The organism is Tumidithrix elongata BACA0141 (assembly GCF_036349135.1).
GTDB lineage: Bacteria > Cyanobacteriota > Cyanobacteriia > Pseudanabaenales > Pseudanabaenaceae > Tumidithrix > Tumidithrix elongata.
This window is the reverse complement of sequence record NZ_JAZBJZ010000056.1, coordinates 18,828-30,740: the sequence shown is the minus strand read 5'-3', so window position 1 is coordinate 30,740 and position 11,913 is coordinate 18,828. Positions and strand designations below refer to the sequence as shown.

Genomic DNA, 11,913 nt, shown 5'->3' with positions numbered 1-11,913 from the left:
CATTTTCCTCAAATCCCTTCCTACTCTTGTTTGTATTTTTAGAGATGCCCTAAAGCATACTAACGTTCTGCCCGATCGCTTCATTAGACTCGTATTCATAGAGTCTCTCAGCCCCAATATTCCAAGTTAGGATCGTGCCCTCCAACGTAGTAGAAATTATCGCATCATGAATCTGCTCCAGCATTTGCGATTGCAATTGTATGGCTTGAGTGCGTTCTGTAACTTTTGCTTCTAGCGATTGATTGAGTTGTAGCAGTTCTTGCTCGGTTCGTTTGCGATCGCTGATATCGCGAATCATCCAGAACAATTGCGTCTCATCATTCGCAAGATTGATGTTTTTGATTACGGTAATTTCGGCAGGAAAAGGAATGCCTTGACGAGCTTTCAACGTGATTTCCCAAGTTGTCTTGGTATTGTCTAAGGATGAGATGTGATTGAGATAGGTATAGAAAATATCCCTGTGGGCAGAGTCAATAAAGACTACCAAAGGTTTTCCTACAATAAATACATGACTAATTGCCAACAAGTTTAAGATAACTTGATTTGCTTTTAGGATCTTGCCCGATAAGTCTGTCACCAGATACCCATCAGGAGCAAAGTCAAATAAAGTTTGGTAGCGCGACTGTTCGTATTCTAGCAATCGATGTTGAGCGATCTGTTCTCCAGTAATAGCCCTCAATTCCTCTACAGTACATTGCAACTCCTCACTTATCCTTTCTAATAGTTCATTGCGTTCTTCCAACTCTGCTTGCTGATTTAAGAGTAAAATCTCAACTCGTTTGCGTTCCGCTAACTCAGCTTGAAGTTGTTGATAAGCGATCGCTTGCTGAATGGCGATCTCTAAGTGCACCGATAACTGCTGAAGTAACTGAATATCTAAATCTTGCCAAACCCTCGGAGCCGAACATTGATGAACGATCAGCAAGCCCCATAAACTTCGTTTGTCTTCATTGGACAACAGGATCGGCACGACCAGATTTGCCCGTACCTGAAACCTTTCAAGCAGTTGAATATGGCAATCTGTCAAATTAGCCGCATAAATATCATTGGCTACGAAAATCCTGCCCGCGCAATAGGCACCACCCAGATTTTCTTGAAAGCAAGTGTCTTCAACTTGGACATTTAAGCAAGGCTGCCAAGGCGAAGCGATATTTTCGGCAACAATTTTGCCACTCATATCTGGGTTGAATTGATAAATAGCAGCGCGATCGGCATGAATAAATTGACGCACCTCTTTAACGATCGCATTCGAGATATCTTCTAAGTTCAGTAATTCGCGAATCCGCAGTGCCATTTCAGCGATTACTGCCTGCTGCTGTTGCGATCGCAGTAACTGTCGCCTTAGCGTGGTTTCTCGCAGCACTTGCCTAACCGCCGTAGCGATCGATTTTGCCGTAATATCCCCTTTTACCAAGTAGTCAGCCGCCCCTAATTTCATGGCGCTTACAGCCTTTTTCTCAGTTCCCTGCCCCGTCAACACGATCGCAGGAACTCTCTCTCCTGCACGATCTGCATCGATCGCTTCTAGAAATTCCAAGCCATCGCCATCGGGCAAATTTAGATCGATCAGGACAAGATCGGGCTGCTGCGATCGCCACATTTCCAACCCTTCTTCAAAGGTTTCTGATTCGATAATGCGATATTGACGCTCTTGGTCTGCTTGCAGATAACGCGAGTAAGTAGAGCGATCGCTTTCAGAATCGTCCACAATCAAAATTGTAGAATGTTGCAAGAGTTGAGCCATCATGACTTCATCTGTAATTAAATGTTAAACCTATTGCATGGGCTAGCGATCGGTTGAATCTTACTAAGGATAAAATTCCCTGCCCCCTCAGCATCAACGATATGATAAAAAAGTTAGAATTTGACATCCCAACTACTCGCAGCAAAATTTTTTATTCAGTAAAACCTCCAACTTTTCTCAAGCAAGACATAAGGTTGGAAGCCTAAGTTTGGAAGGCATTCAGCACGAACTAACCCTTACCATTTGGATGCGAAGACCATAGCTATCCCCAAAAAATACAATTCCCCAAGGGCATTATCCCCCAAAACTATGAAGAAAACGATGAAGAATTTAGCCAAGCGCAAAATTTAGTTTGGTTAGGATAGATTTTATCGTTACCCATACACCCATGGCAGCTTGCTATTTTTTGTTATATATCTTTACATTTATCCCAACCTGTTCGTAAGATCATGGTTGCGTCCACATTGACGCTCTCTATTCTCTGGTCATCGTCCCTGCCAGTCACTCTATAAATCCTATAATATGAACTTCGGAAAAAGAAATCGCTCAACTACTAGCAGCCTTACCGTCAGCTTATTGCGTGAGGGCGTCGTGGAGTCATCGCATATCTGCCAAGCTGCAGTTGCCGATACAAGGGGGCGGGTTTTATCCGTGGCTGGGGATGCCCAAACAGCTACCTTTGCGCGATCTGCTTTAAAACCGATCCAAGCGATCGCGGTGTCTGCTACCGGTACGCAAGAACGATTTAACCTTTCGGAAGCCGACTTAGCCGTAATTTGCGGTTCGCATCAAGGCAATATTCAGCAAGCGCGACAAGTATTTAACATTTTATGGCGTTGCGACGTTGAGGCGAGTGCCCTGCAATGTCCAATTCCCGATGGTAAGAGTAGCCCCCTCCAATACAACTGCTCTGGCAAGCACGCAGGCATGATTGCCGTCTGCCAACAAAAAGGATGGGAAATTTCTTCCTACATGAATGCCAATCATCCCGTGCAGCAACTGATTTTAGAGAAAATGGCAGAACTCTTGCACATGCCTCCCGCAGAGTTTATCGGTGCCCATGATGACTGTGGCGTTCCCACCTATCTCTTGGAACTAGGACAACTGGCTCATCTCTATGCCCAACTGGCAGCGCACAATCAACTCCATTTAGAACGAATTACCCGAGCGATGACCCACTATCCTGAAATGATTTCAGGGGATGGTGAATTTGACACCGAACTGATGCGCCGTACCCAAGGGGCTTTAGTCAGCAAATCGGGTGCAGAAGGCGTGCAATGTGTCGGTCGCGTCGGCGAAGGTTTAGGGCTTTCAATTAAAGTCATGGATGGAGCGAAACGTGCCAAACATGCTGTGGCAATTCACTTACTTCGTCAAATGGGATGGATTACCCCCTCGATCGCTGAGAGCTTGGAAGAAACCTTTATCGTACTAGGAGAATACAAGCGTTTAGAAGTTACTGGCGAACTATCGATTATTTAATCCTAATATCCCACTTGAGATTTCGCCTATAATTGCAATTACTAAGCTCTAAGCAAACATTCTATTGTAGTACGCTCCTATGCCTTGTTGGCTTTGGGTTGAGACTGAGCCACAAAATAAATGCGATCGCTGAGCTGTCGAATTAGCTGAGCCGTATCTGCATCCTTTGCTTGCAATTGGGTCACTTTGTCGCAGCTATACATGACGGTGGTGTGGTCTTTTCCACCTAGAGCCTCACCGATTTTGGGAAGGCTGAGGTTGGTATGTTGTCGCATCAAATACATGGCAACTTGGCGGGCTTGACTGATTTCACGGCGACGGGAATTGCTTTGCAGATCGGCGAGATCGATATTCATCAACTCGGCAACCACATCTAAGACCATCTCGGCTGACACCTCCACAGGTTCCTTAGGAGGATTCAATACAGGGGCAACATTCTCAATCGTCATCGGCAAGCCCGAAATCGAGATATAGGCAACAGCTCTCACCAAGGCGCCTTCTAGCTCTCGAATATTCGACGTGTAACTCGCAGCGATGTAATGAATCACATCACTGGGAATTCGCAGGTTCTCATACTCGGCTTTTTTCTGCAAAATTGCCATGCGCGTCTCTAGATCGGGCACTTGAATATCGGCAATTAGCCCCATTGAGAATCGCGAACAAAGACGTTCTTGTAATTTAGGAATCTGATTGGGTGGGCGATCGCTTGCCAAGATAATCTGTTTCCCCGACTCATACAGCGTATTGAAAGTGTGAAAGAACTCTTCTTGGGTGTATTCTTTCCCTTCGATAAACTGAATGTCATCCACCAAAATCATGTCAATGTCGCGATAGTGCTCCCGAAAGGACTGCATGCTATCTTTGCGAATTGCCGTAATCAGATCGTTGGTAAATTGTTCGGTCGAGACATAGAAAATTCGCGCCGCAGGATCGATTTCCAGCCGATAGTGGGCGATCGCTTGCATGAGATGGGTCTTACCTAGCCCCACACCACCACAGAGAAATAACGGGTTAAACTCGCGCCCAGGGGACTCAGCAACGGCTAAAGCAGCGGCATGTGCCATGCGATTGGTTGCCCCCACCACAAAGCGGGTAAACACATACTTGGCGTTTAGCGTGCTGTTTTTAGGGGCATTGCTAATTTCTGGCAGGGGCAAAAGGACGGGGGCTTTTGCAGATGAGGTTTTGGTGTCTGAATTTTTTAGATCGGAAGGTTTGGGATCGTCCGCCTCATCCACTTGCAGCGTGGTGCGATCGCTTTCGTCTTCTACCAAAGCTTCATTGCTACTATTGGGGTTAGGCGATGAGACAATATGAATTTCAACGGGATAGCCTAAAATTTCGGCTACGGCGCTGTTAATATTCTGAAAATAGTATTTATGCAGCCAATTTTTGGCAAAGGGGTGGGGCGTGCGAATGGTCAGCCGTTCTGTGGTTAACTCTTCTGCCACCACAGTCTTGATCCAGCCTTCATAGGTAGGACGACTGAGCTGGCTTTCTAAAAGCTCAAGAACCTGATTCCAGACAGTTTCTAATGAGATATCCACAGGCATTTTGGCAAGGACTATAGATGGTGTTAAGGCTGAGACATTCATATTAGCGTGGCTAGACAGGATTCGTGGCTCAAGATCTTAGATCGCAACAAATATGACCATAAAAAAATTGATGCGTAACGGCTCGAACCTGTAAAACTAACGCAAGATAACCTTATTTACCTTTAGAGCAAGATAAACCGATGAATCCACAACCTAAGTTAGCACTAACCCTAGGAGATCCTGCGGGCATAGGTACAGAGATCGTTTTAAAGGCTCTGGCAGATCCCTTACTGTATAAAATGTTAAGTACGATAACGGTAGTGGGCGATCGCAGTCAAGTCCAAAACATTTATTTGTCATTAAAAGACCACACAAATCTCCCCTTAGCCGATCCAGATAGCTTCGAGATGCTCGATACGGCTACGCAGGAACCGATCGCGATCGGCGTGGGCAATGCGGCGAGTGGGGCAGCTAGCTTTACCTATTTAGACACAGCGATCGCGCAGGCACTCGCAGGCAAGTTTGACGCGATCGTCACTGCCCCGATCGCCAAGTCAGCTTGGAAATTAGCAGGGCATCACTACCCAGGGCAGACGGAGCTACTGGCAGAGCGCAGTGGGGTAGAGGAGTTTGGCATGTTGTTTGTGGGCAGATCGCCCCATACGGGTTGGATCTTGCGAACGTTATTGGCAACCGTGCATATTCCCCTCAGCGAAGTCACCCAAGCCTTAACGCCCGACCTGATCGAGCGCAAATTGGAACTTCTGCGGCGATCGCTGCTTAAGGATTTTGGTTTGTCACAGGCGAGAATTGCGATCGCGGGAATCAATCCTCACAGCGGCGAACAGGGGCAACTAGGCACAGAGGAACAGGAATGGCTGAATCCATTATTAAAACAATGGAATCATAAATATCCTGATTTCCCTGTGGATGGCGCGATTCCACCCGATACAATGTGGGTAAAGCCTGCTCAGGCATGGTATGAAAGCGATCGGATTTACGTAGGACATGAGGCCTATCTAGCGATGTATCACGATCAAGGACTGATTCCAGTGAAACTTCTCGCCTTCGATCGGGCGGTCAATACGACGATTGGTCTACCCTTCGTGCGAACTTCTCCCGATCATGGTACGGCCTTTGATATTGCAGGCAAAGGCATCGCCAACCCCGCCAGCCTGATCGAATCCATTTTCCTCGCTGCCGACTTAGCTTCTCATCATAAAGCGAAGTCAGTTGTGGCAAATGAATGATGTTTCTGACCAATTTACCCTGAGATTTACCTTGGCATAGATTCGACAAACCTGCATGCTAAGTAAAAGTTAACGATCGCTTCAGGGGAAATTCATCTTTCTAGGATTAGATCTACTAGAGTAAAAAGGTAAAGAAAATCTTAATTGGATTACCTTGAATGGGGAGAAACATGTATGACGGCACATATTCTGCTAGTAGAAGACGATGTTAAATTATGTCGATTTATGGAATCGGAATTAGGGCTTGAGGGCTATCGCGTTACTGTGGCACATGATGGCATCACAGGATTAAATCTCGCCCTAGAGTCACAGCCAGACCTCGTGATTTTAGACTGGATGTTGCCTAGTTTGGAAGGCGTGGAAGTATGCCGACGTTTGCGATCGCTAGGGCATAAAGTTCCGATCGTTTTATTGACCGCAAGGGACGAACTCAGCGATCGCGTCATCGGACTAGAAGCAGGGGCTACTGATTTTGTGGTCAAGCCTTTTAACATCGAAGAGATTTTTGCCAGAATCGCAACCTATCTATCTCTCGTCTAACATTCCTATGCTTGCAGTTTCAGGGTACGAAATTACACAAAAGCTCTATGAAAGTGATAAGTCGCTAGTTTATCGTGCGCTGCGAACTGTAGATCGAGCCTTGGTGATTTTGAAGGTATTGAAAGAAGAGTTTCCCTCGCTTGAAGAACTGCGTCGATATCAGCAGGAATACAGGATTATTTGCAAATTAACTCAGGAAAATAGGGATTCGGCAAATAGGGGTGCGATCGCGGCATATGCCCTAGAGACACACCAGAAAAGGCTGGTAATTGTTTTAGAAGATTTTGGTGCGATTTCTTTAAAGCAGTGGATGCAAGGGCGATCCACACTTAAGGAAAAAGCGAACGGGGGAGATCTATTTTTCATTGAGTTTCTGCAGATTGCGATCGCGATCGCCGAGAGTCTAGGTCAGATTCACGCTGTCAATGTCATTCATAGGGATATCAATCCCAGTAATATCGTTTACAACCCAGATACGGGCTGCCTGAAAATCATTGACTTTGGCATTTCTAGCGAACTCATCTCTGGTGAACTTATCCAAGAGAGCCAATCCTTCAAGCAAGCGAATGTCTTAGAAGGAACATTGCCCTACATGTCTCCCGAACAGACGGGACGAATGAACCGCAGTCTAGATTATCGCACTGACTTTTATTCGCTCGGTGTTACCCTTTACGAACTCCTGACATCTAGACTTCCGTTTGATACTGAAGACACTTTGGAGTTGGTGCATTCGCATTTGGCGAAATTACCTCTGTCTCCTATGCAGGTGAATGTGGAGATCCCTGCAATCGTTTCTGATATCGTCATGAAGTTGTTGGCAAAAAATGCTGAGGAACGCTATGAAAGTGCTTGGGGACTGAAATCAGATTTAGAGAATTGTCTGACCCAACTACAACAGAAGGGTAGAATTGCTGAATTCCCTCTAGCATCCCAAGATATTTCCAATCGATTTCAGATTCCAGAGAAGCTCTATGGAAGAGAGAAAGAAGCCGAAATTTTACTAAATACATTCAAGCAAATCAGTGCCGCCCAAAATTCCACCAGAGAAAAGCTAATTCTGATTGCAGGATATGCAGGGATTGGGAAGTCATCTTTGGTGCGGGAACTCTACAAACCAATTAGCGAACGGCAGGGCTATTTCATCTCTGGCAAGTTCGATCGCTTGCAGCAGGGGATGCCCTACTCCGCGATCGCAGAGGCACTTGAGGGATTGATTCAACAGTTATTGGCAGAACCTGAAGCGCAACTGCAACAATGGCGAGAGCAGATCTCAAAGGCTTTAGGGGCAAACGGACAGATTCTCGTAGATATTATTCCCAACCTCGAACGGATCGTTGGCAAGCAATCACAACTGGCTGAAGTGAATTCTGCCGAGTCTCAAAATCGATTTCATCGCGTCTTTCAGAACTTTATTCGCATGTTTTGTAGCGATCGCCATCCTTTTGTGATGTTTCTCGACGATCTGCAATGGGCGGACTCTGCCTCGCTCAAACTAATTGAGTTACTCGTGGATAGCGATATCCCACACTGGCTATGTATCGGAGCTTACCGCGATTCCTTGCAGGATGCGTCCCGCCGCGAAGTCGATCATGGGCATCCATTATGCAAGATGTTAGAAGTAGGGTTGCAGAGGGCTGGAGGAATTCGCCAGATTGTGTTAGAACCCTTAAAATTAGAGGCTGTGACGCAACTGATCGCAGAGACATTCCATACAGATATCCCGATCGCGACACCCCTAGCAAAATTGGTCATGGATAAAACAGGCGGGAATCCATTTTTTGTCGGTGAATTTTTCAGGATGATGTATGCGGAGAATCTGATTACCTTGACTTACAGTGGCATAAAACCCCAATGGCAATGGGATATTGCTCAAATTGAGGCAAAGGCAATTACTGAGAATGTTGTAGAGTTGGCGATCGCCAGAATTCAAAAGCTCCCAGAGTCAACCCAGCAGGTTTTACGCTTAGCGGCTTGTATCGGTACGAACTTCGATCTGGAGACACTGGCAACAATTTGCGAGCGATCGCCCGAACTAATTTCCTCCGATCTAATGACAGCCGTTCGATCTCTGTTAATTCTCGCCGTATCCGAGCTAGAAGATCGGCGTGTTCTGGATTATAAATTCCAGCACGATCGGATTCAACAAGCTGCCTATGCTTTGCTTTCGGAAGCGGAGAAAATTCAAGCTCACCAAAAGATTGGGCTATTTCTCTTGAAATCCACACCGAGCGAACTTCTCTCTACAAAGATATTCGATATCGTCAATCAATTGAATCGAAGCAGTGAGTTATGCATAGAGTCCGCCGAGAAGAATGAGTTGGCAAGACTCAATCTCATCGCTGGGCTAAAAGCGCGATCGCTTACTGCCTATGCTTCGGCATTTACCTACTTTTCTATGGGTAGCAGTCTTTTAGCAGCAAACAGTTGGCGCCAAGATTACGATCTAACGCTGGCAATGTATGCGGGACTGGTAGAGACGGCTTATCTGAGTGGAAACTACCCAGAAATGGAAAGGCTAGCAGAGATCGTGCTGCGCGAAGCCAAATTGCTTTTAGACAAGGTAAAAATCTATCAGATTAAGATTCAAGCGGCGATCGCTCAAAACAAATTTGCCGAAGCGATCGCGATCGCCTTGGATGTTTTAGCTATGCTGGGGATCGAAATCCCCAAATCACCCAGTCGGTGGGATGTTTGGTGGGGGGCGATCGGTACAAAATTAGCCTTATTTGGTAAGAAAACTCAATCGTTGATGCACTTGCCCAAAATGACGAATCCCAACAAACGTGCTGCGATGGCGACAATCGCTAGTGTTTGCACGCCAACTTATTTTACTCGCCCCGATCTCTGGCAGTTGATGGTGTTTCAAAAAATTCAACTCTCGCTGCGATATGGCAATGCTCCCGGTTCTGCCTTTGGCTACGCCGATTACGGGATGGTACTCTGCGGTGCGGAGGAGAACTTTGATCAGGGATTTCAATTCGCACGACTTGCCTCGGAACTAATGCCCAAGCTGAATGCCAAGGAATTTTTGCCAAAAACCCTGCTCTTGGTGAATCTATACCTCATCCATTGGAAAGGTCACCTACGCGATACCCTCGATCCGTTGTTAGCGTCCTATCAGATCGGTCTGGAAATGGGGGATTTAGATTATGGCACGGCTGCGATCGCCTTTCGTTTCTATCATGCCTATCTGGTAGGCAGCGAACTAGCCGTTTTAGAACGCGAAATGGCATCCTATACCGATGTCTTGCTGGGGTTTAATCGTTCTCGTGCCATCTTTTTAACGGCTATCTATCGGCAAGCGATCTTAAATCTCCTCGGTCAATCCCAGCATCCCTGCCGATTAATCGGTGAGAGTTATAACGAAGAGGAAAAACTGCCCATACATACTGCCAGTAGGGACAACAGCACTCTATTTCATCTATATCTTAACAAGCTGATCCTGCATTATCTCTTTTGCGAATATTCCGAAGCTGGGGACGTTGCCGATCGCGTCAAAAAACTGCTCGCAGATGGCGCAGTGGGTTTGCTGGTCGTTCCCGTTGCCTTCTTTTATGACTCCCTCGCTAAGCTTGCCATCTTTCCGACTGTACCCAAGCATCAAAAACGGCGAATATTAAGGGAAGTTTCTTCTAATCAGCGCAAAATGAAGCTATGGGCAAATCACGCACCGATGAACTACGCCCACAAGTTTCATTTGGTGGAGGCAGAGCGCGATCGCATTCTCGGGCAAAACTCCAAAGCCACCGATGCCTACGATCGCGCGATCGCCCTCGCCCAAGACCATGGCTATCTGCAAGAAGAAGCCCTCGCCCATGAGTTGGCGGCAAGATTCTATCTCAATATCGGAAAGCCTAAAATTGCGCTGGTCTATATGCGTGATGCCCGCTTTGCCTATCAAAAATGGGGTGCGATCGCCAAGGTCGCCCATTTAGAACGCCTCTATCCTCAATTACTCGATCGCTTCTCACAGGTCAGCGAACCTACATCACAACGCTCCCCATCCCATAGAAGTACGGGCAGAACCAATGCCAATATCCTAGACTTGGCTTCTGTTTTAAAAGCATCGCAGACACTCTCGGGAGAGATGATGCTGGGGCAACTAATTATGAAATTGATGAAAATCCTGCTAGAAAATGCAGGAGCGGAAAAGGGATATTTGATTTTGGCATCCGAAGGGGCGTTGTTGGTAGAGGCAGAAGGGATTGCCGATCGCGAACTGGTTACAGTGCTTCAGTCAGTTCCCATAGATGAATTTAGCGAACATCTATCGGTTGCTATGATTACCCAAGTGGCTCGCACCCAAGAGAGCGTAATTTTGAACAATCCTTCGCAAAAACCTCTCTTTAGCCACGATCCCTACATCATTAAGCACCAACCCATGTCAGTACTCTGTGCGCCTTTGGTCAATCAGGGCAAGCTCTCTGGCGTACTGTATGTCGAAAATAATTTAGCCCATGATGCCTTTACACCCGAAAGGGTAGAGGTATTGCAACTCCTGTCTACACAGGCAGCGATCGCCATTGAAAATGCCCGTCTCTATCAGAACCTCGCGGAACTGAATCAGTCCCTTGAAATGCGCGTGCAGGAGCGCACATCAGAACTTTCGCAAGCCAATCAACAACTACAGGAGAACGAACAAACTATTCTCAAAGCCTTGGAAATGGAGAGGGAAGCAAATCTTCTCAAGACAAATTTTATCTCGATGGTTTCCCATGAATTTCGCAATCCGATGATGACGATCACGGGCTGCGTGCGATCGCTACAAAATCCCAAGCGGCAATTATCCGACGATCGCAAAACCGAGTACTTGATGCTCATTCAAGAATCCCTCAGCGATATGTTGCATCTGCTGGATGAAGTTTTACTGTTAGGTAGAAGCGAAGCGGGAGTACTCAAATACGAACCCAGACCAACCAACCTAGAACAGTTTTGTCACGAACTTTTGACGGCTTTTAATCTGAATGTCAAGGAAGGGCAGGCAATTATTTTCTCTTGTCAAGGTGAATGTCAAGCAGTAGAAATGGACACAACCTTGATGCGGCATATTTTTGCGAATTTGCTTTCTAATGCGATCAAGTATTCCCCTGAGGGCGGTCAAATCTATTTCGATCTGGTTTGTGCCGACGGCATGGCGAGATTCCAAGTGAGAGACTGCGGCATTGGGATTCCTCCCAGCGATCGCGATCGCCTGTTTGAGACCTTTCATCGGGCGAGTAATGTCGGACAAATTCAAGGCACGGGTTTGGGATTAGCGATCGTCAAGCAATGTACCACACTCCATCAAGGAGCGATCGATCTAGAGAGCGAGGTCAATGTGGGAACTACAGTAACGATCGAATTGCCCTTAAACCCTTAATTC

General features: G+C 46.5%; 5 protein-coding genes and 1 pseudogene. 4 read left to right on the top strand and 2 right to left on the bottom strand.

Annotated elements, in window-relative coordinates:
* Positions 1–49: 49 nt before the first annotated feature.
* On the bottom strand, positions 50–1,747 hold the full coding sequence (locus V2H45_RS14320; RefSeq protein ID WP_330484328.1) for a response regulator: 1,698 nt from the start codon (positions 1,745–1,747) through the stop codon (positions 50–52).
* A gap of 519 nt (positions 1,748–2,266) precedes the next feature.
* Here V2H45_RS14320 and V2H45_RS14315 point away from each other — a divergent pair.
* Positions 2,267–3,226 carry an asparaginase gene (locus V2H45_RS14315; RefSeq protein WP_330484327.1) on the top strand — a complete coding sequence of 320 codons (960 nt, stop codon included), beginning with the start codon at positions 2,267–2,269 and terminating at the stop codon, positions 3,224–3,226.
* 77 nt (positions 3,227–3,303) lie between these two features.
* On the opposite strand, the gene dnaA is transcribed toward V2H45_RS14315, so the two are convergent.
* Positions 3,304–4,773 carry a chromosomal replication initiator protein DnaA gene (gene dnaA, locus V2H45_RS14310; RefSeq protein WP_408648787.1) on the bottom strand — a complete coding sequence of 490 codons (1,470 nt, stop codon included), beginning with the start codon at positions 4,771–4,773 and terminating at the stop codon, positions 3,304–3,306.
* Between the two features lie 188 nt (positions 4,774–4,961).
* Between dnaA and pdxA the strand changes: the two genes are divergently transcribed.
* The 3 genes and pseudogenes from pdxA to V2H45_RS14295 all read left to right on the top strand — a co-directional run bounded on the left by pdxA (position 4,962) and on the right by V2H45_RS14295 (position 11,910).
* Positions 4,962–6,011, top strand: a complete 1,050-nt coding sequence (gene pdxA, locus V2H45_RS14305; RefSeq protein ID WP_330484325.1) for a 4-hydroxythreonine-4-phosphate dehydrogenase PdxA — start codon at positions 4,962–4,964, stop codon at positions 6,009–6,011.
* 174 nt (positions 6,012–6,185) lie between these two features.
* A pseudogene (locus V2H45_RS14300) lies at positions 6,186–6,539 on the top strand (response regulator transcription factor); the annotation flags it as partial.
* A 19-nt stretch (positions 6,540–6,558) separates the two neighbouring features.
* Positions 6,559–11,910 (top strand): ATP-binding sensor histidine kinase, encoded by a 5,352-nt coding sequence (locus tag V2H45_RS14295; protein ID WP_330484323.1) that lies wholly within the window; start codon positions 6,559–6,561, stop codon positions 11,908–11,910.
* Positions 11,911–11,913: the final 3 nt, after the last annotated feature.

What these genes read in the sequence shown, in the direction of transcription:
- V2H45_RS14295 (WP_330484323.1), top strand. Translation starts at nt 6,559, where the DNA reads ATGCTTGCAGTTTCAGGGTACGAAATTACACAAAAGCTCTATGAAAGT.
- V2H45_RS14320 (WP_330484328.1), bottom strand. Translation starts at nt 1,747, where the DNA reads ATGATGGCTCAACTCTTGCAACATTCTACAATTTTGATTGTGGACGAT.
- pdxA (WP_330484325.1), top strand. Translation starts at nt 4,962, where the DNA reads ATGAATCCACAACCTAAGTTAGCACTAACCCTAGGAGATCCTGCGGGC.
- V2H45_RS14315 (WP_330484327.1), top strand. Translation starts at nt 2,267, where the DNA reads ATGAACTTCGGAAAAAGAAATCGCTCAACTACTAGCAGCCTTACCGTC.